Raw genomic sequence first — 22,303 nt, forward strand, 5'->3', positions numbered from 1 at the left:
AACGTCCAGACCAGCTGCTCGTAAGGACCACTACTCTTGAAGATCGTGCGCCGCATCGGTGTGCCCCCAAGCGCCCGAGGCAGTAATTCAGGAAGCACCTGCCCGGACGTGTTCGAACTCAGTGACGGCAACTTCGCCGTCATCGGCACCGAGGCAACCGAGAAGCTGGACGGTGAACTGCCCCCGGACGCCGCACGCGCCGACTACGAACGCATCGTCATCGTGAGTCGGGAAACGCTGATTCGAGCCAAGGCAGACATCCCCGACGCCTGACAGCACCGCACGAGCACGCGTCCACCAAAGACCCGTCCCGTACCGAACTCCGGCCGCACGCCACCGTGAGCGAGTCCGGCACCCGACCGGCGAGCAGCCCGCCACCCCGTCACTGCTCGATCACCACCCATGAGGCCTGGCGCCAGAACGGCACCAGGCCACACGCGTTCCCGGGGCCCGTTCTCAGCTCATCAGCGGCACCGCCACCGGCGCCTCCGCCCCCACGTACCGAGCCACCGGCCGAATGATCTTCGGGTCCTCCGCCTGCTCCACGACGTTCGCGCTCCACCCCACCACCCGCGCGGCCGCGAAGGTCGGAGTGAACATCTCCCGTGGCAGCCCGCAGAGTTCCATCACCAGCCCCGCGTAGAACTCGACGTTCGTATGGAGTTCGCGGCCCGGCTTGAGCTCCGCGAGGATCGCCTCCACCTGCCGCTCGACCTCCACCGCGAACTCGACCCGCGGCCCGCCGAACTGCTGGGCGACCTCGCGCAGCATCCGCGAACGAGGGTCCTCCGTGCGGTAGATGGCGTGACCGAAGCCCATGATGCGGTCGCCCGCGAGGACCCGTTCACGGATCCACGGGTCGATGCGGTCCGGCGTGCCGATCGCGTCCAGGGTGTCCAGGGCCCGGCTGGGCGCACCCCCGTGCAGCGGACCCGAGAGCGCCCCTACGGCTCCGACGAGGCAGGCCGCCACATCCGCCCCGGTCGACGCGATGACCCGCGCGGTGAAGGTTGATGCGTTGAATCCGTGGTCAATGGTTGAGATCAAGTATTGCTCGATCGCCCTGGCCTGCTGCTTGTCCGGCTCCGAACCCGTCAACATGTACAGGTAGTTGGCCGCGTAGGAGAGGTCCTCGCGGGGCTCCACGGGATCAAGTCCCTGCCCCAGCCGGTACAGCGCGGTCAGCAGCGTCGGTACGGCCGCGGACGCCACGAGGGTGTCCCGGCGGCGCGCGTCCGCGTCGATGTCGTACACCGGCCGGAAGCCCTTCGCGGCGCCGAGCAGCGACAGCGCCGTACGCATCCCGGACAGCGGTCCGGACGTGCCGCTCGCCGCCGCCACCGCGGGCAGCGCGGCCCGCACCTCGTCGGGCAGCCGACGCAGCGCGGCGGTCTCGGCGGCGAAGGCCGCGCTCCGCTCGGCGTCCGGCAGTTCGCCGTGGGCCAGGAGATGCCAGACGTCCTCGAAGCCACGGGTCTGCGCGAGGTCGACGGCGGAGTACTGGCGGTAGTGGTAGAAGCCCTCGATGCCTCGGACGTCACCGATTCGGGTGTCGGTGACGACGACGCCCGCGAGTCCCCGCGGAACCTCGATACGCGTGGCTACGGCCCTGTTGCTGGACATGTTTCCTCCCTGGACTTGATTTCAATGTCCATGGTTGACTCAATCTCTGTCAATATTGATTGAATCAATATCCGCAAGGCAGGCATGCGGATGGATACGGTGGCCCCCATGCGCGATCAAGAACCCGCTCCCGGTCACCCCGAGCGACGTCTGAGCACCAAGGAGACCGCCGAGTTGCTCGGCGTGAAGCCCGACACCGTGTACGCGTACGTGAGTCGCGGGCAGTTGAGCAGCAGGCGCGAGCCCGGCGGCCGGGGCAGCACCTTCGACGCCAAGGAGGTGGAGGCGCTCGCCCGGCGCAACAGACGCGAGAGCAGCGGGAGTTCGGGCTCCGGGGGCGAGCTGTCCGTACGGACCCGGATCACGCTCATCGAGAAGGACCGGTACTACTTCCGGGGCGTCGACGCGACCGAGCTGGCCGCCCGCCACTCCTACGAGGAGATCGCGGAGTGGCTGTGGACCGGGGAGCTGCGCCCCGGGATCACGTTCACCGCGCCCAAAGCGGCCGTCGCCGTGGCCCGGCGTGCCGTGGACGCGCTGCCCGAACACGCCGGTCCCACCGACCGGTTGAGGGTCGCGGCCATCGCGGCGGCGACCGCGGACCCGCTGCGTTTCGACCTGTCCGAGGACGCCGTGCTCGGCACCGCGCGCATCCTCATCCCCACCCTCGTCGCGGCCCTGCCGCCGGTACGGCGCACCCATCGCGACGAGGGTCCCCTGGCCCACCGACTGTGGGCACGGCTGAGTGGCCGACCAGCTGACGAGGCATCACTGCGCGTTCTGGACACGGCACTTGGGCTCCTCGTCGACCACGACCTGGCCGCCTCGACCCTCGCGGTGCGCGTCGCCGCTTCGGCCCGCGCGCACGCCTACGCGGCCGTCTCCTCCGGCCTGGGCGTCCTCGAAGGCCCCCTGCACGGCGCCGCCAGCGGCCTGGCGCACCGGCTGCTGCTCGACGTGCTCGACCAGGGCACCGCGGCCCCGGTGGTGGCGGACGAACTGCGCTCCGGCCGCCGTATCCCCGGACTGGGTCACCGGCTCTACCCGGGCGAAGACCCACGCGCGCGTGCCCTGTTCGCGCTCCTGGAGGAGATCCCGGGCGCCGCGCCCGCCCTCGCCGCGGCCCGCGACATCGTCGCCACCACCGCCCGCCACACCCCGCTGCACGCCAACGTCGACCTGGCGCTCGCCGTGTTCACCGTCTCCTCCGGGATGCCCTCCACGGCGGGCGAGACGGTCTTCGCCGTCGCCCGTACGGCGGGCTGGATCGCGCATGCCTTGGAAGAGTACGGGGAGCGCCCGTTGCGCATGCGGCCCAGCGGTCACTACGTGGGCCCCAGGCCGCCTCGACCACTACCGGAGTAGGACACGAGCACGGCCGGAAGTCGCCCCGAGCCAAGTCAGGTTAGGCTCACCTCTGTGAGTACGTGCGCGACCGTCTCTCAGGACCTCGACGAGCCCATTTCCGGAACCGCTGCCACGGCGACGACGTGGCTGCTGCTGGAACAGCCCGGTCCTTGGGGTGCCAAAGCGCTCACTTCGAGCCACCTGGACCCCGTGGTGGGGCGTGCCCTGGAAGCGGCCGCCGCGGACACGGGCGTACGGATCGCGCTCATCCGGCGCCCCGGGCGGCACGCCGACCCCGCGTCCTCGCCGGTGCGCCAGGTGTACGCGGCCCACACCGTTCCCGGGAACGTGTGGCTGCACAGCGCCTCGACCGAGGATCCGCGGGAGCTGCTCGGCCTCGACTTCGCCGCTCTCGGCACGGGTGATCCCGGCTCGTTCGGCTCGGCGCTCGGCGGGCGACCCCACACCGGTGATCCGCTCGCGCTCGTGTGCACCAACGGCAAGCGCGACCGCTGCTGCGCGCTCCTGGGCCGCCCCCTCGCGGCGGAACTGGCCACCTCCGGTGTCGAGGGCGCCTGGGAGGTCACCCATCTCGGCGGTCACCGCTTCTCGCCCACCGTGCTCGTCCTGCCGTACGGCTACGCGTACGGGCGGGTCCAGGCGCACGGCATCAAGGAGATCCTCCACGGGGTCCAGGAGGGCCGGGTGGTCGTCGAGGGCTGCCGGGGCGCTTCGGCCTGGGAGAGGCCCGGACAGGCGGCGGAGCTGGCCGTGCGGACGGCGGCGGGCGAGTACGCGACGGACGCCCTGAGCGTCGTACGGACGGACGGTGCCGCGCCGCGCTGGGAGGTGACCGTCGCGCACACCGACGGGCGCCACTGGCGGGTGATCGTCGCCCAGGGTGCCTCGCTGCCGCCCCGGCCGGAGAGCTGCGGGGCGGCGGTCCTCGGCTCGCCGGCGCGGATGGACGTCGTGGCGGTGCGCGAACTGACGACGGCCTTGGCGGGCTGACCCGCACGACAGCCGGCCTCCTGGAGGGCCCCTACAGAAAACCGCCCTCTTCTGGAGGCCGGTTTTCCCAAGAACTGGTCAAGAGATCCGCGCCACACCCCTGGGGCAGCCCCCGTCCCGGCACGTACGGTCAGAGGTATGAGCCCCACTCCCCCCGCACGCCGTCGGCGCCTCGGGCTGCCGCGGCGGGTGTTCTCCCAGGTCCTGCTGATGCAGCTGGCGATCGCCGCGGGAGTCGCGGTCCTGGCGACCGGGCTGTTCCTCGCGCCGCTGAGCAAGCAGCTGGACCAGGAGGCGATGAACCGCGCCCTGGCCATCGCCCAGACGACCGCGCAGCAGCCGCAGATCGTCAAGGAGATCCAGAACACCCCTCCTACCGTGGACGGACCCGTGCAGCGGGAGGCGGAGCGGATCCGGAAGGCCACCAAGGCCGAGTACGTGGTGGTGATGGACTGGCGGGGCATGCGGTGGTCGCACACGACACCGAGCGAGATCGGCCGTTTCGTCTCGACCTCTCCCGGCCAGCCGCTGGCGGGCCAAGAGGTCAAGGAGATCGACAAGGGCACTCTGGGCCGCTCCGCGCGGGGCAAGGTGCCTCTCCGGGACACCGACGGCACGGTCGTCGGGGCGGTCTCGGTGGGCATCAAGTACGACAGCGTCCGCGCGCAGCTGATCAGCGCGATCCCGGGGCTGCTGGCGTATGCCGGGGGCGCCCTCGCGGTCGGCGCCCTGGCGGCCTGGCTGATCTCCCGGAGGGTTCAGCGGCAGACCCGGGACCTGGCCTTCTCGGACATCTCGGCACTGCTCTCGGAGCGCGAGGCGATGCTGCACGGCATCAGGGAGGGCGTCGTCGCCCTGGACCGCAGCGGCCGCATACGCCTCCTGAACGACGAGGCACGACGGCTCTTGGGCATCGGCGACGAGGCGGTCGGCCGCTCCCTGGACGAGGCGCTCGGCGAGGGACGGACGACCGACGTCCTGGCCGGCCGGGTCACCGGCACCGATCTGCTCGCCGTCCGGGGCCAGCGGGTCCTGGTCACCAACCGGATGCCCACCGACGACGGTGGCGCCGTCGCCACCCTGCGCGACCGCACCGAACTGGAGCAGCTCGGCCGGGAGTTGGACTCGACGCACGGCCTGATCGACGCCCTGCGCGCCCAGGACCACGAGCACGCCAACCGTATGCACACACTCCTGGGACTGCTCGAACTCGAGATGTACGACGACGCCGTGGACTTCGTCGGCGAGGTGGTCGGCGATCACCGGGCGACGGCGGAGCAGGTCACGGAGAAGATCCAGGACCCGCTGCTCGCCGCCTTGTTGGTGGGCAAGGCGACCGTCGCGGCCGAGCGGGGCGTCGCCCTGTGGATCTCCGACCGGACCTGGCTGCCGGACCGGCTGATCGACCCGCGCGGCCTGGTCACGGTCGTCGGCAACCTGGTGGACAACGCGCTCGACGCCGTCGCGGGCACACCGCACGCACGCGTGGAGGTCGAGTTGCGGACGGAGGGGCGTACGACCGTGCTCCGGGTGCGCGACACGGGACCCGGAATCCCGGCGGAGCAACGGGAGTTGATCTTCACCGAGGGATGGTCCACGAAGAAGCCCCCGGCGCACGGCAAGCGCGGAATCGGGCTCTCCCTGGTGCGTCGGCTCGCCGAACGGCAGGGCGGCAGCGCGGTGGTGACGGAGGCGTTCGGCGGCGGCGCGGAGTTCGTCGTCGTCCTCCCCGAGGCACTGACCGGACCGGACCTCGCCCCCGCCCTCACCGCCCCCGGAGAGCCCGTCGCCGAGGAGGAGTCGCGATGATCGAGGTCCTGGTCGTGGACGACGACACCCGGGTGGCGCAGGTCAACGCCGCATACGTGGAGAAGGTGCCGGGCTTCCATGTCGCGGCCGAGGCGCACAGCGCGTCCGAGGCGCTCGACCGGCTGGAGGCGCTGCCCCGGGTTGATCTGGTCCTCCTGGACCACTATCTGCCCGACGAGACGGGTCTGACGGTCGTCCAGGAGATGCGCAGGCGCGGTCACCAGACGGACGTGATCATGGTGACGGCCGCCCGGGACGTGACGACCGTGCAGGCGGCGATGCGCCACGGCGCCCTGCAGTACCTGGTCAAGCCGTTCGCCTTCGCGGGCCTGCGCGCCAAGCTGGAGGCGTACGCCGAACTGCGCCGCACCCTCGACGGCGGCGGCGAGGCCGAACAGGCCGAGGTCGACCGCATCTTCGGCGCCCTGTCCGCGCCCTCGGAACCCGGGCTGCCCAAAGGGCACTCCCCCACCACGGCGGAGCTCGTCCGCCAGTCCCTGATGCACGCCGAAGGCCCCCTGTCCGCCCAGGAGATCGCCGATCGCACGGGGGTGAGCCGGCAGACCGCCCAGCGCTATCTGAAGCTCCTGGAGCGCACAGGACGGGCCAGGCTGACGCTGAAATACGGCGACGCGGGCCGCCCGGAACACCGTTACGTGTGGGCGACCCGCGCCTGAGGGCACGGCCTGTGGGGGGTGGGGGAAGAGGCCGTACCCGCCCTCCTATACGGATACCGTCCGCGCGACCGTCAGCCTGCCGCGTTCTTCACGAACTCCGTCGTGTACGTCTTGTCGAGGTCCACGTCGGCGTTCTTGATGGTGGGGTTGAACGCCTTGAGCACCTTCTCGACGGTCTCCGGGCCGTTCGTCGGCATCACGCCGTCCTTGGTGAACATCGGCAGCGTGCTCTTGATCGCGGTCGCGTAGAGGAACTTGTTGCCCTGGGAGTAGTCGGCGGGCATCTTGTCGGCGATCGCCGTCGCGCTGTGGGTGGACATCCACTGGAGCGTCTTGACGAATGCATTGACCATCTTCTGCACCGTTGATTTGTGGCCGTTCACCCAGTCCGTCTGCATGTACAGACTTGACGAGGGATACGGTCCACCCAGCGCCGCCTGCGAACCCTCGGGCGTGCGCATGTCGACGAGGATCTTGCCGGCCTTCTTGTCGAGGATCGTCGCGACGGTCGGGTCGGTCGTCATCCCCGCGTCAATGGAGCCCTGTTGGAGCGCCGCGACGAAGGTCGGTCCCGCGCCCACGGCGACCGGGGTGAACTCGCTGACGTTGACGCCGTTCTTGACGGCGAGGTACTTGGTGAGGAAGTCGGTGGAGGAGCCGAGGCCCGTCACGCCGAGCTTCTTGCCCTTGAAGTCCTTGGCCGACTTGACCTTCCCCGCCGCCTTCGTGGAGACGACCTCCACCTCGCCGGGCGCGTGCGAGAACTGCACCACGGACTCGACCGACTTGCCCTTCACCTGCAGGTCGAGCGTGTGGTCGTAGAAGCCGACCGCTCCCTGGACCTGCCCGGAGACGAGCGCGGTCTCGGCCTGGACACCGGCCGGTTCGCTCAGCAGCTCCACGTCGAGGCCCTCGGCGTCGAAGTAGCCGAGCCGCTGGGTGAGCATCGCGGGCAGGTAGATGACCTTGTCCAGGCCACCAACCATGATCTTGACCTTCTCGCCCTTGCCGTCGCCCTTGCTGCCGGAGCCGGTGGAGGCGGTGCTGGCCGCGTCGTTGGCGCAGGCGGTGAGCGAGGAGAGGGCGAGCAGGCCCGAGGCGGCCAGGGCCGCGTATCTGGCGGTTTTGCGCATGGCGGTTCACGTCCTTGTGAGGGTGCGGAGAGGAGAAGAGGCGTCTTCAACAGGGCCGGGGCGAGGGGCCGTTCAGCTGTCGGAGCCCGACGGCTTCCAGCGGAAGATGCGGTTCTCGGCGAAGGTCAGGAGCCCTTCGGCTACCAGGGCGACGACGGCGAGGATGACCATCGCGGCGTACACACCGGCCGCGTTGAAGGTGCCCTGGGACTGCGCGACGAGCAGGCCGATGCCCTTGGTGGCGCCGATGTACTCGCCGACGATCGCCCCGATGAGGGCGAAGCCGAAGCTGACATGGAGGCTGGTGAAGATCCAGGAGGTGGCCGACGGGATGACCACCTGGAGGGTCACCCTCCGGTCGCTGGCGCCGAGGATGCGGGCGTTGGCGACCAGGTTGCGGTCGACCTCGCGGGCGCCCTGGAAGGCGTTGAAGAACACCGGGAAGAAGACGAGCACGACGGCGGAGGCGACCTTGGAAGCCGGTCCGAGGCCGAACCAGATCACGAAGATCGGGGCGAGCACGATCCTGGGTATGGAGTTGAGCACCTTGATGTATGGACCAAGTACGTCGGCCAGCAAGGTGATCCGCCCCAGAGCAATACCGAACACGACACCGGCGACCACACCGATGATCCAGCCCAGCAGCGCCTCCTGGAGCGTGTACCAGATCTGCTCCCCCAGGGAGCCGAGCGCGGTGCCGTGCATCACCCAGGTGTAAATCTGGTCCCAGATCTTCGAGGGCATCGAGAAGTTGAACGGATCGATGACCTTGACCCGGGACAGCCACTCCCACAGGCCGAGCACGGCGACCAGGAGCAGCACCCGGGCCGCTCCGACGCCGACCTTGCGTTTACGAGCGGCACGCGCGCGTGAATGGGCACGGTCCGACGTGGCACCGGACTCGACCACGGCCGGCGCGACCTTGCTCTCGGGCATGACGTCAGGCGACATTGGCCGCACCTCTCTCGCGCGTGATGCGGACCTCTTCGCCCAGGGACTCCCAGATCTCGCGGTAGATCTCGATGAACCGCGGCTCCAGGCGCACGGATTCGACCTTGCGGGGCCGCGGCAGGTCGATGTCGAAGACCTGCTTCACGGTGGCGGGCCCCGCGGTCATGACAACGACCTTGTCGGCCAGCGCGATGGACTCCTCCAGGTCGTGGGTGACGAACACGACCGAGGCGCCGGTGCCCTCCCACAGCTCCAGGAGTTCGTCCGACATCAGGGCCCTGGTCTGCACGTCGAGCGCCGAGAACGGCTCGTCCATCAGCAGGATCTCGGGGTCGTTGACGAAGGTCGCGGCGAGCGCGACGCGCTTGCGCATGCCGCCGGAGAGCTGGTGCGGATAGCGGTCCTCGAAGGCGGACAACCCGACCCGGGCCAGCCACTCACGCGCCTTCGCCTTGGCCTCCGCCTTCGGTACGCCGCGGAAGCGCGGGCCCGCCATGACGTTGGACAGCACCGTGCGCCAGGGGAAGGTGGCGTCCTGCTGGAAGACGAAGCCGACCTTGTCGCCGACGCCGGAGACCGGCTCACCGCCCACCAGGACGTCGCCTTCGGAGGGCTCTTCCAGCCCGCTGACGAGGGTCAGCGTGGTCGACTTGCCGCAGCCCGTGGGTCCGACGACCGCCACGAAGTCGCCACGTCCGACGGTGAGATCGAGCCCCCGTACGGCCGTGTGCAGACCCCCCGACGGGGTCCTGAAGGTCTTGCTCGCGCCCCGCAGCTCGATGGCGGGGCTGGTGTCTGCGCTCATGGGCGGGACCGTAGATGTGGCCCGGACCACAGCAGCAGTCTTCTGGGCGCAAGCCGTTCTTTTGCTCGCAAGAGCCTGTTGTGCTCGTTTTGCTCGCGCTACAACTGCGGAGCCGAAACACGGGCTTAACGCTCGCCTGGCCTTGAGGAAAGAGGCCCAATGATTGACGTCATGGTCGTGGACGACGACTTCCGCGTCGCTGAGATCAACGCCAAGTACGTGGGGAAGGTTCCCGGATTCCGGGTCGCCGCCCGCGCGCACAACGCTGCCCAGGCGCTGGCCACCGTGGAACGCGGGACCATCGACCTGGTGCTGCTCGACCACTATCTGCCCGACCGGACGGGTCTCGAACTCGTCCACCACCTGCGGGAGCAGGGCCACGGTACGGACGTCATCATGATCACGGCGGCCGGCGACGTGGCGACCGTGCAGCGCGCGATGCGCCTCGGCGCCCTGCACTACCTGGTCAAGCCGTTCACCTTCGCCGCACTGCGCACCCGCCTCGACTCGTACGCCGCCCTACGGCGCACCGTCGAGCGCGTCGGCGGCCGGGGCATCGCCGGCCAGGAGCAGGTCGACCGCATCTTCGGCGCGTTGCGCACGACGCCCGCACCGGCCTCCCCCGGCCTGCCCAGCGGCCACTCGGAACCGACGACCGACCTGATCTGCGGCGTCCTGCACAGCGCCGGCCACCCGCTCTCGGCCCACGAGGTCGCCGCCGAGACCGGCCTGAGCCGCTCCACGGCCCAGCGCTACCTCCGCCACCTGGAACAGGCCGGCCGCCTGCGCCTCTCCCTCAAGTACGGCGACACGGGCCGCCCGGAGCACCGCTACGCCTGGGTGGCGCCGTAGCCACGCGACAGCCGCACGACCCGCGCGTGGCTACGGCACACAGGGACCGTGCTACACGGCCCCCGCCCCCGTCAGCGCACGCACTTCGGTCTCCGCGTGCTTGGCCTCGTCCGGTACCTCCGTCGAGGTGACCGTGCCGAGCCAGCCGGCCAGGAAGCCGAGCGGGATCGAGACGAGGCCGGGGTTCTGCAGCGGGAAGAACTGGAAGTCGACGCCCGGGAACAGCGATTCGGGACTGCCCGACACGACCGGCGACAGCAGCACGAGGACGAGCGCGGGGATCAGTCCGCCGTATACGGCCCACACGGCGCCGCGGGTGGTGAAGCCGCGCCAGAACAGCGAGTAGAGCAGCACCGGGAGGTTCGCGGAGGCGGCGACGGCGAAGGCGAGGCCCACCAGGAAGGCGACGTTGAGGTTCCTGGCGATGAGGCCGAGCCCGATGGCCGCGATGCCGATGCCGACCGCGGCGACCCGGGCCACGGCCACCTCGCTGCGCGGCTTGGCGTTCGGGCGCCGTAGCGAGGCGTACAGGTCGTGCGCCACGGATGCCGAGGAGGCCAGGGTGATCCCGGCCACCACCGCGAGGATCGTGGCAAAGGCCACGGCCGCGACGATCGCGAACAGGACGGTGCCTCCGGTGGAATCGGCTCCTCCGCCGAGGTCGAGGGCGAGCAGCGGGACCGCCGTGTTCCCGGCCTCGTTGGACTTGCGGATCGTGTCCGGTCCCACGACCGCCGCGGCGGCGAAGCCGAGGACGATCGTCATCAGGTAGAACGCGCCGATGAGCCCGATCGACCACACCACCGAACGGCGCGCGGCCCGCGCGGTCGGCACGGTGTAGAAGCGCGACAGGATGTGCGGCAGCCCGGCCGTGCCCAGCACCAGCGCGAGGCCCAGGCTGATGAAGTCGAACCGCGCGGTCCAGTCCCCGCCGTACTTGAGCCCCGGCGCCAGGAAGGCCGCGCCGTGACCGCTGCGCGCGGCGGCCGTGAGCAGCAGGTGGTTCAGGTTTCCGTGGAAGCGGACCAGGGTCAGCACCGTGAGCGCGATGGTGCCGCTCATCATCAGGACCGCCTTGACGATCTGGATCCAGGTGGTGGCCCGCATCCCTCCCATCGACACATAGATCACCATGAGCGCCCCGACGCCGATGACGGTCCAGGCCCGCGCGGCCGGACTCGTCCCGCCCAGCAGCAGCGAGACCAGGCTGCCCGCGCCCACCATCTGCGCCACCAGGTAGAGAACGGACACGGTGACCGAGGAAGTTCCCGCCGCGATCCGCACCGGCCGCTCGCTCATGCGGGCGGCGACCACGTCGGCGAGCGTGAACCGCCCGCAGTTGCGCACCAGTTCGGCGACGAGGAACAGCACCATGAGCCAGGCGACGAAGAAGCCGACCACGTACAGCAGGCCGTCGTAGCCGAACAGGGCGATGAGCCCGGTGACCCCGAGGAAGGAGGCTGCGGACAGATAATCACCCGAGATGGCAAAACCATTCTCCATGGGGGAGAAGAGCCGCCCGCCCGCGTAGAACTCCTCCTCCGAACCATGCCGGTTGCGGCTCACCCAGGTGGTGATCCCGAGGGTGACCGCGATGAACACGCTGAACAGCAGCAGCGCCAGCGTCTGATGGTTCCCGGTCACGACCTACCGCCTCGAATGCCTCGTGTCAGTTCCTGTGTGTCCCAGCGCAGTTCGAGCGCGGCCCGGTCCCTGCGCAGCCGCGCGTGCCGGGCGTAGGCCCAGGTGAGCAGGAAGGTGGTGAGGAACTGTCCGAGTCCCGCGACCATCCCCACGTTCACCGCGCCGGCCACCGGCCGGGCCATGAATCCGGGTGCCGTCGTCGCCGTCACCACATAGGCCACGTACCAGGTGAAGAAGACGACGGTGGCCGGCACCACGAACCGCAGATACCGCCCGCGCACCTCCTGGAAGGCCGCGCTGCGCTGCACCTCCCGGTACACGTCCACGGCGCGCATCGCCCTGACCTCGTCCTCCCGGCGGGCGGCCGGCACCTCCGGGGCGGGCACGCCCGCGCCGTCCGACTCGCCCCAGCCCGACGCGAGCGCGTCGTACCAGGGGTCGTGGTATCTCACCTTTCCGGTTGCCTCGGCGGGGGTCAGGTCATGACCTTCGTGGTTCTCGGCCGGACTCTCGTGGCCGCTCCCGCCACCGCGGGGACGACCGTTGCTTGACTGCATGCCCAAGGATGGACAGAACGGGAAGATCCCCGACTCTTCTTCTCCGGTCTCTTCACCCCATCAGGTGACTCAACTCGCTGGTGGCCGCACCAGTCCTTTCCCGTAGGCGTAACGCACCGCCTGCGCACGGTCCTTGAGCCCCGTCTTGGCGAACAGGTTGTTGATGTGGGTCTTCACCGTTGCCGTGGAGACATGCAACGCGCGGGCGATCTCCTGGTTGGTCAGGCCCTCGGCGATCAGCACCAGCACCTCCGCCTCCCGCGCGGTGAGCCCGTCCGGCGGCTCGGCGGGCCCGGACGCCGGCTGCGGCTCGGGCTCCGACAACCGCTCCAGCAACCGGCGTTGGATGCTCGGCGACAGCCCCGCGTCCCCCGACAGCACGCTCTCCACGGCCCGTACGATCTCGTCGCCGCCCGCGTCCTTGGTGAGATAGCCGCGCGCCCCCGCGCGCAGCGCCGGGAACAGCGACGCGTCGTCCGCGAACGTCGTGAGCACCACCACCTGCGTACCGGGATAGCCGGCACGGATCTGCCGGGTCGCCTCGACGCCGTCGCAGCGCGGCATGCGCAGGTCCATCAGCACGACGTCCGGGGCGAGTTCGGCGACGAGCCGCACCGCCTCGTCCCCGTCACCGGCGGCGCCGACGACCTCGATCCCGGGCAGCAGCCCCAGCAGCATCACGATGCCTTCCCGTACGACGGTCTGGTCGTCCGCGACCACGACCCTCGCCGGCCTCTTCATGGGCTCCTCCGTCATGCGGGCACCTTCAGCGTCACCACGAATCCCTCCTCGCCCGGCTCGGCGCGCAGCGAACCACCCAGCAACTCGGCGCGTTCCCGCATGCCCAGCAGACCGTATCCACCTCCCGCCCCGGTCAGTTCGCCGGGCGAGCCGCCCGAGTCCCGTACATCCAGGGTCACTTCGCGCTCGCCGTAGTCCAACGTGAGCAGCACCTTGGCGCCCGGGGCGTGTTTGCGGACGTTCGTCAGGGCTTCCTGGGCGACCCGGCGCACGGCCTGCGAGGCCTCGGCGGAGAGCTGTCTCCGATCACCCGTAACAGTGACCTCGGCACCACTGGTCGTCCCGACGATCTCGGACAGGAAGTCCTCCAGCGGGCTCATCTCGCCCCGCAGCGCGGACAACGCCTGCCGGGTCTCGGAGAGTCCGTCGCGGGCCATCCCCCGGGCCGCGACGACCCGCTCCAGGATCGTCTCCCGGTCGGCGCCCCGCTCGATCAGCAGCCGGGCCGCCTCCAGGTGTACGAGCTGGGCCGAGAGGCTGTGTGCCAGCACGTCATGGATCTCCCGGGCGATGCGGGCCCTCTCCGCCAGCGCGGCGGACTCCGCCTCGGCCGCTCTCGCCATGCGCTCCTGGGTCAGCAGCCGCTGGGCGCTGCCCCTGGCCTCGGCGTCGAGGCGGAGCGTGTATCCGGCGAGGGCCAGGCCCGCCGTCGTGACCGCGGTGGTCAGCCAGACGTCGTTGTTGACCGCGGCGAAAGTCGCGAGAGACACCACCGTCACCGGTACGGCGACCGCGATGGGCAGCCGCTCCAGCGAGCTGACGGCACAACCGCACCAGATGACGAGGGCCGGAACCCTGAAACCGGCTGCCTGTCCCCCGACCGCCAACCCGATGAGCACGGCCATGAGGGCCACCGACGGCCAGAGCCTCTGGGCGAGAGTCGTGCGCCAGAACGCCCAGGCGGCGACCGCAGCCAGCAGGATCCCGGCCGCGCCAGCGGCCAGGGCCCAGCCGCGGACCTGACCGCCGGTGAGCGCGCCCCCCAGGAGCACGCCGATCACCAGCAGCCGGACGGCCCAGGCGAGCAGTCGCCGGGGCCGTGAAACCCCCTCTCGGCCCAGCGCCTCCCGCGAGGGCCAGCGCGTCCAGGCGTTCTCCGTCACACGCGTTCCTTCCGGGCAGGCCGGGCCATGCCGAAACCGTACGCCGGGGCGGATCCGGCCGTCCCGGTGAAGGACTGGGCCCGCCAGGTCAGGACCCCGGAGCGGACCAGCAGGGTCGCCGCGAGACCGAGCATCAGGGCCGAGCTGTCCTGGTGCACACCCACGGCCGCGCCCAGAGCCATGAGGCCGACGCGCAGGGCTATGCCTACGACCCAGACGCCACCGCTCGCCTTGGTGCTCTTGCTCCACACGGAACCATCGGGCTCCGCCCACAGGCGTGTGGTCCAGGCCCAGCCGGCTCCGGTGGCCAGTCCGATGACCAACTCGACGCCGAGCAGGATGGCGGACGTGGTGTGGTGGTGCGCGTCGAGCAGCCCGGGCTCGCGCAGCGCCACGACGCCGAGGATCACGGGCAGGAGCCACCAGCGCCGGTCGGTGCCGATCTGACGGGCGCGGAACTGCCGCACGATCACCACCGCGACGACGGCCACGATCACCAACGCGTTGACGAGCCCGGACATCAGAGCCTCCGTGAGCGGAAGAGGATGCCGGCGGCGAGCGCTGCCGACGCCTTCGACGCTACGGAGATCCGCAGCTCAGCAGATCGGCGCCAGGGTGGATCGCGGGTGGATTCCCGAACCGGGCCGTCCTCCACCCACGGGTGGAGTCGGCGGCTGGGCCGGGCTGGATGCGGCTCAGGGGCAGGGCGACGGCGGGGGGTCCGTGTCGGGGACAGCGCGAGGGTGCCGGGCTCGTCTCCAGGCGACGGGGTGATCGTGCCGGGGCAGATCTCGGAACGGGGCGAGCGTGCCGGATCGGTGGACGAACCCAGCGATCGCAGCGGGGCGGCGTCGGAAACGGAACGATCGCGTCGCCCCGGGGTCAGGCCTCCGGGATCAGGCATTCGAACTCAGGGTCGGGCCAGGGCCGAACCCGGACCAGGGCCGGGTCGACCCCGGACCCGGACCCGGACCCGGACCCGGACCCGGACCCGGACCCGAACCCGAACCCGAACCCGAACCCGAACCCGAACCCGAACCCGAACCCGAACCCGAACCCGGCGGGATGGTCAGGCGTCGATGCGCGACCGGTCCAGCGTCGCGGCCGAGCTGGAGATGAACTCCTTGCGCGGTGCCACGTCGTTGCCCATCAGCAGATCGAAGACCTGCTCGGCCGCGTCCAGGTCGGAGAGGTTGATCCGGCGCAGGGTGCGGTGACGGGGGTCCATCGTCGTCTCGGCCAGCTGGTCGGCGTCCATCTCGCCGAGACCCTTGTAACGCTGGATGGAGTCCTTGTACCGGACGCCCTTCCTCTGGAGTTCCAGCATCTTCTCGCGCAGCTCACGGTCCGAGTACGTGTAGATGTACTTGTCCTGGCCCTTCTTGGGCTGGACGAGTTCGATGCGGTGCAGCGGCGGCACCGCGGCGAACACCCGGCCGGCCTCGACCATGGGCCGCATGTAGCGCTGGAAGAGGGTCAGGAGCAGACAGCGGATGTGGGAGCCGTCCACATCGGCGTCGGTCATCATGATGATCTTGCCGTAGCGGGCCGCGTCGATGTCGAAGGTGCGGCCCGAGCCCGCTCCTATGACCTGGATGATCGCCCCGCACTCGACGTTCTTCAGCATGTCGGTGACGGACGACTTCTGGACGTTGAGGATCTTGCCGCGGATCGGCAGCAGCGCCTGGAACTCGGAGTTCCGGGCGAGCTTGGCCGTACCGAGCGCGGAGTCTCCCTCGACGATGAACAGCTCGCTGCGCTCCACGTCGTCGCTGCGGCAGTCGGCGAGCTTGGCGGGCAGCGAGGAGGACTCCAGGGCCGTCTTCCGGCGCTGCGCGTCCTTGTGCTGCCGGGCCGCGATACGCGTCCGCGCGGCGGCGACGGCCTTCTCCATGACCACGCGGGCCTGGGCCGCCGCGTCACGCTTCGTCGAGGTCAGGAAGTCCTTGAGTTCCTTGGCGACCACGTTGGCGACGATACGGCGGGCCGCCGACGTACCGAGCACCTCCTTGGTCTGGCCCTCGAACTGCGGTTCGGCGAGCCGGACGGTGACGACCGCGGTGAGGCCCTCCAGGGCGTCGTCCTTGACGACGTCGTCCTCGGCGACACGCAGCAGCTTCTTGGCGCGTGCCACCTCGTTCATCGTCTTGACGATGGCCTGCTCGAAGCCGGCGACGTGGGTGCCGCCCTTGGGCGTGGCGATGATGTTGACGTAGGACCTGAGGGTCGTGTCGTAGCCCGTACCCCAGCGCATGGCGATGTCGACGCCGAGCTCGCGGGTGACCTCGGTGGGCGTCATCTGGCCGTGGTCGTCCAGGACGGGCACCGTCTCCTTGAAGGTGCCCTGGCCCGACAGGCGCAGGACGTCGCAGACGGGCTTGTCGCTCGCCAGGTACTCGCAGAACTCGCTGATGCCGCCGTCGAAGCGGAAGGACTCCTCCCCCTTGCTGCCGCCCTCGCCGAGGCCGTACTCGTCGCGGACGACGATGGTCAGCCCGGGCACCAGGAACGCGGTCTGCCGGGCCCGCTGGTGCAGGTTGTCCAGGGAGAGCTTGGCGTCCTTGAGGAAGATCTGGCGGTCGGCCCAGTAGCGCACGCGCGTGCCGGTGCGGGTCTTGGGGATCCGCTTGGTCTTGCGCAGGCCACCGGGCTCGAACGCGGCGTCCGGACCGGCGTTCGCGAAGGAGCCAGGCACACCGCGCCGGAAGCTGATGGCGTGGGTGTTGCCGCTGCGGTCCACCTCGACGTCCAGCCGCGCGGACAGGGCGTTCACCACGGAGGCGCCCACGCCGTGCAGACCGCCGGAGGCGGCATAGGAGCCGCCGCCGAACTTTCCGCCGGCGTGCAGCTTGGTCATGACGACCTCGACACCGGAGAGGCCGGTCTTGGGCTCGACGTCGACCGGGATGCCCCGGCCGTTGTCCCGGACCTCCACCGAGGCGTCGTCGTGCAGGATCACCTCGATGTGGTCGCAGTAGCCCCCAAGGGCCTCGTCCACGGAGTTGTCGATGATCTCCCACAGACAGTGCATGAGGCCACGACTGTCGGTGGACCCGATGTACATCCCAGGGCGCTTGCGTACGGCCTCGAGCCCCTCGAGGACGAGCAGGTGCCGCGCGGTGTAGTTGGAACCGTCCCGGTCTGCTCCTGCCAGCAGCGCTGTCGACGGCACGGACGTTTCGGCGGTCACGCGGTTCGCTCCTCGCTGAATTTCAGATGAGGCCCTTTTGGGTAAGGGCCCGGCTTCGGTTGCCGCTCAGAGGGTACCGAGGCCTGGTAGAGCCGTTGTAACGCCACCCTCGTCTCCTCCTCACACTAGTTGAGGGTCGTATACCTGTTCGATCCCTCGATGGAGTGAAGTACATATCACGTTCCCTTCGGGGCATGAACCATTTAGGCTCCGGGCACGTCCTCAAGAACAACCGGCAACCCAGCCGGGAGGATCCGACCCTGACAGACAGCGCGAACCCGTACAGACACATAGACACGCAATACGGCACATTCGCCGCCAACCGGCAGCAGACAGCCGCCCCGGAAGATTTTTTCGAGGAAAAGCCACGAGCGGGAACGTTTTCGGGCTGGTTGGATGTTGACCCTGGTACGACAGCTCGTCGAGCTAGAGAAGAGGCGACGTGACTACTGTTCTGACCCCCGCGAGCCCACTGACGGCCGCCGATCGCTGCGACCGCTGCGGCGCCCAGGCATACCTGCGCGTCGTCCTGCTGAGCGGCGGAGAACTGCTCTTCTGCGCCCACCACGGCCGCAAGTTCGAGCCGGAACTCAAGAAGATCGCCGCTGAGATACAGGACGAGTCGGAGCGGCTGACCTCCGCTCCTGCTGCAAGCGCTCCTGAAGAAGACCGCTGACACATCGCGTCCACGACGAGCCAGCACCGGCCCAGGCCGGCGACGGGCGGCCCCGCTCCTGAACCACAGGAGCGGGGCCGCCCGTCTTCGTACCCGCGGGTCTCGCTCGACCCGGAGATGCCTCTCAGACGCCGTCAGGCGCCCCTGTGCGGCCCTGGCGCGCCGCGGCGGCCGCCCAGGGTCTGCAGGACGTCCGACACCCTCGTGTAGACGCCAGGGCTCCCGGCCCGCCCGCACCCACTGCCCCACGACACGAGCCCGATGAGCCGTCCCTGGGCGACCAGCGGTCCCCCGCTGTCCCCCTGGCAGGCGTCACGGCCGCCCTGGACCTCTCCGGCGCAGAGCATCGACTCGGGGAGGTAGGAGCCGTCGGAACCGGCCGGATAGGCCTCCTGGCAGCGCGCGTCGGGCAGCACGTGCACGTTCGCGCCGTGCAGGCTGCCCGCGTAGTCGCCGCTGCCCGTCAGATCGCCCCAGCCGTAGACCGTGGCGGCCGTGCCCGGCGCGTAGGCCGGGTCGCCCGCCGCGGCCATCTTGATCACCGAGCTCTGGGACAGCGGCTCGGCGAGGGTGAGCACGGCGAAGTCACCGGCGTTGGTGGCGGGGTCGTAGGCCGGATTGACCCAGACAGTGCGTACGGCGATCTCGCGGCCCCGGTCCGAGAGCAGGTCCGTGCGGCCCGTGATGGCCTTGAGGTCGGTCGCCCGGTGCGGCGGCGCCCCCAGGACGTCGTCGGCCATGCAGTGGGCCGCGGTCAGCACGGTGGTCCGGTCGACGGCGACGGCCCCGCAGAACTGTCCTGCCCGGGTACCCCCGAACCGGTCACGGCTGGACAGCGCCACTGTCCACGGGCTCACGGAGACATCGACCGGGAACCCGCCGACGACGATGCTGTCCGCGGCCGCGGGGACGGCGGAGACCAGCGGTATGGCGGACGCGGCAGCCGCCAGGACCAGCGGCCGGGTCAGCGCCCGGGCAAGGGGACCACGCATGCACGTTCCTCACTCTGGGATGGTCATGGGAGACCCACAGTGATCCAGCGCGTCGCGCCCCGCACCCGCGCGCCAGCACGAAGGCCCGGCTCCCCGAGAGGGGCCGGGCCTTCCGTGTCGTACGACTACGACCTAGTCGAGGTAGTCGCGCAGCACCTGCGAACGCGACGGGTGGCGCAGCTTCGACATGGTCTTGGACTCGATCTGGCGGATGCGCTCACGGGTGACCCCGTACACCTTGCCGATCTCGTCGAGGGTCTTCGGCTGACCGTCGGTGAGACCGAAGCGCATCGAGACCACACCGGCCTCGCGCTCGGACAGGGTGTCCAGGACGGAGTGCAGCTGCTCCTGGAGAAGGGTGAAGCTGACCGCGTCGGCCGGGACGACGGCCTCGGAGTCCTCGATGAGGTCACCGAACTCGCTGTCGCCGTCCTCGCCCAGGGGGGTGTGCAGGGAGATGGGCTCGCGGCCGTACTTCTGGACCTCGATGACCTTCTCCGGGGTCATGTCGAGTTCCTTGGCCAGCTCCTCCGGGGTGGGCTCGCGGCCCAGGTCCTGGAGCATCTGGCGCTGCACGCGCGCGAGCTTGTTGATGACCTCGACCATGTGCACCGGGATACGGATGGTGCGGGCCTGGTCGGCCATCGCGCGGGTGATAGCCTGACGGATCCACCAGGTGGCGTACGTGGAGAACTTGTAGCCCTTGGTGTAGTCGAATTTCTCGACCGCGCGGATCAGACCGAGGTTGCCCTCCTGGATGAGGTCCAGGAAGAGCATGCCGCGGCCGGTGTAGCGCTTGGCCAGGGAGACCACCAGACGGAGGTTGGCCTCCAGGAGGTGGTTCTTGGCGCGGCGGCCGTCCTCGGCGATGATCTCCAGCTCGCGCTTGAGCTTGGGGGCGAGCTTGTCGGCGTTGGCCAGCTTGTCCTCGGCGAACAGACCGGCCTCGATGCGCTTGGCGAGCTCGACCTCCTGCTCCGCGTTGAGGAGGGGGACCTTGCCGATCTGCTTGAGGTAGTCCTTGACGGGGTCGGCGGTGGCACCGGCGGCTGCGACCTGCTGCGCGGGCGCGTCGTCCTCGTCCTCGTCGGAGAGCACGAACCCGGCGCTCTCGGCGCCCTCGGGCTCGTCCCCGGTCTTGCCGGGGGTCTCCTCGGTCGCCTCTTCGTCGATCAGCTCGACGTCGTCCTTCTTGGCGCTGGTCTTCTTGGCAGCCGCCGTCGTCTTCTTGGCGGCGACCTTCTTGGCGACCGCCTTCTTGGCGGGCGCCGTCTTCTTGGCGGCGGCCTTCTGGACGTCGTCCTCGGCGGGAGCGTCGGCGACGGGTGCGGCCGGAGTGGCGGTGGCGGTGGCCTTCTTGGCGGTCACCGTCTTCGCGGCGACCGTCTTGGTGGCGGTGCGCTTGGCCGGACTCTTCGCTGCGACGCTCTTTCGGGTGCGCTTGGGCTCCGCGGCACTGACCATCAGCGTCACACCCTCTTCCTCGAGGATCTGGTTGAGGCTGCGCAGTACGTTCTTCCACTGAGTGGCCGGAATCTGGTCAGCTTCGAAGGCCCGACGCACGTCATCGCCGGCGATCTGCCCCTCAGCCTTTCCCCGCTCGATGAGCGCCATGACAGAGACGGACTCGGCGATCTCCGGCGGGAGCGTACGGGATGTGCTGGCCGACACGAACAACCTCTCGGAACGATGGAAAACGGCTTCCGGCCCCGTCCGGTACGGACAGGAACCGACGACCGCCGACTGGGGATGGCCGACGGCGCGGGCTGGGGCCGGGAAGAATCACAGCGCCTTGAACGGCGTCCGTATTCCCTTCCGCGGCTGTCACCTCTTAGGTCATCGCGCAGTTCCCGCGAGCGTTACGCCCAATCTGCGTGGCCCGAGTCACACCCCGTAAGCGCGCAAAAACGGTCAGACACGGGCAGAGGGGGTCACCCGTGGCCGTGACAGGCGCTCCTCAGGGAGATCCGACACCCCGTCGCACCGCCGGACCCCGCCGGTTCCCTGGAGGATCCTGCGGGGTCCGGCGGGAGACGGGCGCCCCGGCCGGGCGACGCCACGAGAACGCGGCACGTCTCGGCCGCGCCGACCACCCGGCACGCGTCAGTGTTCGCGCGGGGCGGGCACCACGCGCTCCACCTCGGGGTGCACGATGAGCAGCTGCCGCATGGCTGCCTCGGCCGCCGCGCCGTCACCGGCGGCGAGGGCGTCGACGATCCGGGCGTGGTGCCCCAGGGAAGCGTCGGTGGGGCGGTCGCATCCGGTGACGGGGCCGCCGGATACCTGGAGGGCCGAGGAGACGATCCCGGAAAGGTGCTCCAGCATCCGGTTGCCCGCGACCTGGATGAGCAGCGAGTGGAACTCGGCGTCCGCGCGGGAGAACGTCAGCGCGTCACCCTGTCCCAGGGCGTGGCTCATGATCTCGACCATGTCGGAGAGGCGCTGCTGGATGTCCTCGCGCCCGTGTCCGGCGGCGAGGCGCGCGGCGAGCGGCTCGATCGTCCAGCGCAGCTCGCTCAGCTCGCGGCGCTGGTTGTCGCGCTGCGGGCCGAAGGCGCGCCATTCGATGATGTCCGGGTCGAGGAGGTTCCAGTCGCTGACGGGACGCACGCGCGTGCCGACGTTCGGGCGGGCACTCACCAGGCCCTTGGCCTCCAGAACGCGGAGCGATTCGCGGACGACGGTGCGGGAGACCTCGAAGCGCTGGCCGATCTCCTCGGGCACCAGCGGGCGGTCGGCGCCCAGGTCCCCGGAGACGATCATCTGACCCAGCTGCTGGACGAGTTGGCCGTGCAGCCCGCGTCCGCGGCTGCCCGCGGCACGCCGGCCCACGCGGCCCAGCTCGGGGTCGGAACCGTCCCAGGAAGGGGCTCCGAGGCGCTCGGTGACGGGCGCCTCGGCATAGGGGTAGCGGTCGAGTTCGCCCGGGCCGGCGAGACCGGAGTCTGCGGAGCGGGCGGCGGTCATCATGGTGTGCGCAAGGGTACTCACGGATCATTTGTCGGCGTTGGCTCCAACTCCCTTGAGGTCTTTGGTGAAAAGCACACGAAAGGGTGATCGCTCACCCCGTCGCAATTGACGCCTTATCGTAAAGAAATGGGCTTTCTCCGGGGAGTTGTGCGCAGAGCGGGC

20 protein-coding genes are annotated in these 22,303 nt (G+C 70.0%); 7 read left to right on the forward strand and 13 right to left on the reverse strand.

Annotated features, from left to right (window positions below):
- Nucleotides 1-36 precede the first annotated feature (36 nt).
- Nucleotides 37-273 carry a hypothetical protein gene (locus tag OHT77_RS11925; protein WP_328828256.1) on the forward strand — a complete coding sequence of 79 codons (237 nt, stop codon included), beginning with the start codon at nt 37-39 and terminating at the stop codon, nt 271-273.
- Between the two features lie 183 nt (nt 274-456).
- On the opposite strand, the gene OHT77_RS11930 is transcribed toward OHT77_RS11925, so the two are convergent.
- A complete protein-coding gene (locus OHT77_RS11930; RefSeq protein WP_328828258.1) occupies nt 457-1,623 on the reverse strand; it encodes a citrate synthase/methylcitrate synthase in 1,167 nt (388 codons plus the stop codon).
- A 108-nt stretch (nt 1,624-1,731) separates the two neighbouring features.
- Here OHT77_RS11930 and OHT77_RS11935 point away from each other — a divergent pair, with 108 nt between their 5' ends.
- The 4 genes from OHT77_RS11935 to OHT77_RS11950 all read left to right on the forward strand — a co-directional run bounded on the left by OHT77_RS11935 (nt 1,732) and on the right by OHT77_RS11950 (nt 6,467).
- Nucleotides 1,732-2,988 (forward strand): citrate synthase, encoded by a 1,257-nt coding sequence (locus tag OHT77_RS11935; RefSeq protein WP_328828260.1) that lies wholly within the window; start codon nt 1,732-1,734, stop codon nt 2,986-2,988.
- Nucleotides 2,989-3,042: 54 nt separating this feature from the next.
- A complete protein-coding gene (locus tag OHT77_RS11940; protein ID WP_328828262.1) occupies nt 3,043-3,981 on the forward strand; it encodes a sucrase ferredoxin in 939 nt (312 codons plus the stop codon).
- Between the two features lie 138 nt (nt 3,982-4,119).
- Complete coding sequence (locus OHT77_RS11945) at nt 4,120-5,790, forward strand: sensor histidine kinase (RefSeq protein WP_328828263.1); 1,671 nt, start codon at nt 4,120-4,122, stop codon at nt 5,788-5,790.
- Nucleotides 5,787-6,467 (forward strand): response regulator, encoded by a 681-nt coding sequence (locus OHT77_RS11950; protein WP_328828264.1) that lies wholly within the window; start codon nt 5,787-5,789, stop codon nt 6,465-6,467. Before OHT77_RS11945 ends, OHT77_RS11950 begins: the two co-directional genes overlap by 4 nt.
- 71 nt (nt 6,468-6,538) lie before the next feature.
- On the opposite strand, the gene OHT77_RS11955 is transcribed toward OHT77_RS11950, so the two are convergent.
- The 3 genes from OHT77_RS11955 to OHT77_RS11965 form a co-directional block, all read right to left on the reverse strand.
- Nucleotides 6,539-7,600, reverse strand: a complete 1,062-nt coding sequence (locus OHT77_RS11955; RefSeq protein WP_328828265.1) for an ABC transporter substrate-binding protein — start codon at nt 7,598-7,600, stop codon at nt 6,539-6,541.
- Between the two features lie 72 nt (nt 7,601-7,672).
- On the reverse strand, nt 7,673-8,551 hold the full coding sequence (locus tag OHT77_RS11960) for an ABC transporter permease (protein ID WP_328828267.1): 879 nt from the start codon (nt 8,549-8,551) through the stop codon (nt 7,673-7,675).
- Complete coding sequence (locus OHT77_RS11965) at nt 8,541-9,356, reverse strand: ABC transporter ATP-binding protein (RefSeq protein ID WP_328828269.1); 816 nt, start codon at nt 9,354-9,356, stop codon at nt 8,541-8,543. Before OHT77_RS11965 ends, OHT77_RS11960 begins: the two co-directional genes overlap by 11 nt.
- Nucleotides 9,357-9,515: 159 nt before the next feature.
- Here OHT77_RS11965 and OHT77_RS11970 point away from each other — a divergent pair, with 159 nt between their 5' ends.
- A complete protein-coding gene (locus OHT77_RS11970) occupies nt 9,516-10,208 on the forward strand; it encodes a response regulator (RefSeq protein ID WP_328828270.1) in 693 nt (230 codons plus the stop codon).
- Nucleotides 10,209-10,259: 51 nt separating this feature from the next.
- Here OHT77_RS11970 and OHT77_RS11975 read toward each other — a convergent pair whose 3' ends face one another.
- The 6 genes from OHT77_RS11975 to OHT77_RS12000 all read right to left on the reverse strand — a co-directional run bounded on the left by OHT77_RS11975 (nt 10,260) and on the right by OHT77_RS12000 (nt 17,503).
- On the reverse strand, nt 10,260-11,852 hold the full coding sequence (locus tag OHT77_RS11975) for a solute symporter family protein (RefSeq protein ID WP_266773255.1): 1,593 nt from the start codon (nt 11,850-11,852) through the stop codon (nt 10,260-10,262).
- On the reverse strand, nt 11,849-12,409 hold the full coding sequence (locus OHT77_RS11980; RefSeq protein WP_328828272.1) for a DUF485 domain-containing protein: 561 nt from the start codon (nt 12,407-12,409) through the stop codon (nt 11,849-11,851). Before OHT77_RS11980 ends, OHT77_RS11975 begins: the two co-directional genes overlap by 4 nt.
- Before the next feature lie 69 nt (nt 12,410-12,478).
- The gene (locus OHT77_RS11985; protein WP_328828273.1) at nt 12,479-13,165 is read right to left on the reverse strand and encodes a response regulator transcription factor; all 687 of its coding nucleotides are present in this window, start codon (nt 13,163-13,165) and stop codon (nt 12,479-12,481) included.
- Entirely contained in the window at nt 13,162-14,313 is a 1,152-nt protein-coding gene (locus OHT77_RS11990) for a sensor histidine kinase (RefSeq protein ID WP_328828275.1), read from the reverse strand. Before OHT77_RS11990 ends, OHT77_RS11985 begins: the two co-directional genes overlap by 4 nt.
- Nucleotides 14,310-14,834: a DUF1453 domain-containing protein gene (locus OHT77_RS11995; RefSeq protein WP_328828276.1), complete on the reverse strand. Its 525-nt coding sequence runs from the start codon at nt 14,832-14,834 to the stop codon at nt 14,310-14,312. Before OHT77_RS11995 ends, OHT77_RS11990 begins: the two co-directional genes overlap by 4 nt.
- Before the next feature lie 548 nt (nt 14,835-15,382).
- Nucleotides 15,383-17,503: a DNA gyrase/topoisomerase IV subunit B gene (locus OHT77_RS12000; protein WP_266773248.1), complete on the reverse strand. Its 2,121-nt coding sequence runs from the start codon at nt 17,501-17,503 to the stop codon at nt 15,383-15,385.
- 442 nt (nt 17,504-17,945) lie between these two features.
- Between OHT77_RS12000 and OHT77_RS12005 the strand changes: the two genes are divergently transcribed.
- Entirely contained in the window at nt 17,946-18,179 is a 234-nt protein-coding gene (locus OHT77_RS12005; RefSeq protein ID WP_033283991.1) for a DUF7455 domain-containing protein, read from the forward strand.
- A gap of 134 nt (nt 18,180-18,313) precedes the next feature.
- Here OHT77_RS12005 and OHT77_RS12010 read toward each other — a convergent pair whose 3' ends face one another.
- From OHT77_RS12010 to OHT77_RS12020, 3 genes are all read right to left on the reverse strand, one after another.
- Nucleotides 18,314-19,171 carry a S1 family peptidase gene (locus OHT77_RS12010; protein ID WP_328828277.1) on the reverse strand — a complete coding sequence of 286 codons (858 nt, stop codon included), beginning with the start codon at nt 19,169-19,171 and terminating at the stop codon, nt 18,314-18,316.
- Between the two features lie 132 nt (nt 19,172-19,303).
- Nucleotides 19,304-20,842: an RNA polymerase sigma factor gene (locus OHT77_RS12015; protein WP_328828278.1), complete on the reverse strand. Its 1,539-nt coding sequence runs from the start codon at nt 20,840-20,842 to the stop codon at nt 19,304-19,306.
- Nucleotides 20,843-21,274: 432 nt separating this feature from the next.
- A complete protein-coding gene (locus OHT77_RS12020) occupies nt 21,275-22,162 on the reverse strand; it encodes a FadR/GntR family transcriptional regulator (RefSeq protein ID WP_328828279.1) in 888 nt (295 codons plus the stop codon).
- Between the last annotated feature and the right edge of the window lie 141 nt (nt 22,163-22,303).

Source organism: Streptomyces sp. NBC_00252 (assembly GCF_036187565.1).
GTDB lineage: Bacteria > Actinomycetota > Actinomycetes > Streptomycetales > Streptomycetaceae > Streptomyces.

Excerpts from the sequence above, each read along its gene's own strand:
- OHT77_RS11930 (WP_328828258.1), bottom strand. The coding sequence starts at position 1,623 with ATGTCCAGCAACAGGGCCGTAGCCACGCGTATCGAGGTTCCGCGGGGA.
- OHT77_RS11935 (WP_328828260.1), top strand. The coding sequence starts at position 1,732 with ATGCGCGATCAAGAACCCGCTCCCGGTCACCCCGAGCGACGTCTGAGC.
- OHT77_RS11945 (WP_328828263.1), top strand. The coding sequence starts at position 4,120 with ATGAGCCCCACTCCCCCCGCACGCCGTCGGCGCCTCGGGCTGCCGCGG.
- OHT77_RS11950 (WP_328828264.1), top strand. The coding sequence starts at position 5,787 with ATGATCGAGGTCCTGGTCGTGGACGACGACACCCGGGTGGCGCAGGTC.
- OHT77_RS11955 (WP_328828265.1), bottom strand. The coding sequence starts at position 7,600 with ATGCGCAAAACCGCCAGATACGCGGCCCTGGCCGCCTCGGGCCTGCTC.
- OHT77_RS11960 (WP_328828267.1), bottom strand. The coding sequence starts at position 8,551 with ATGTCGCCTGACGTCATGCCCGAGAGCAAGGTCGCGCCGGCCGTGGTC.
- OHT77_RS11965 (WP_328828269.1), bottom strand. The coding sequence starts at position 9,356 with ATGAGCGCAGACACCAGCCCCGCCATCGAGCTGCGGGGCGCGAGCAAG.
- OHT77_RS11970 (WP_328828270.1), top strand. The coding sequence starts at position 9,516 with ATGATTGACGTCATGGTCGTGGACGACGACTTCCGCGTCGCTGAGATC.
- OHT77_RS11980 (WP_328828272.1), bottom strand. The coding sequence starts at position 12,409 with ATGCAGTCAAGCAACGGTCGTCCCCGCGGTGGCGGGAGCGGCCACGAG.
- OHT77_RS11985 (WP_328828273.1), bottom strand. The coding sequence starts at position 13,165 with ATGACGGAGGAGCCCATGAAGAGGCCGGCGAGGGTCGTGGTCGCGGAC.
- OHT77_RS11995 (WP_328828276.1), bottom strand. The coding sequence starts at position 14,834 with ATGTCCGGGCTCGTCAACGCGTTGGTGATCGTGGCCGTCGTCGCGGTG.
- OHT77_RS12010 (WP_328828277.1), bottom strand. The coding sequence starts at position 19,171 with ATGCGTGGTCCCCTTGCCCGGGCGCTGACCCGGCCGCTGGTCCTGGCG.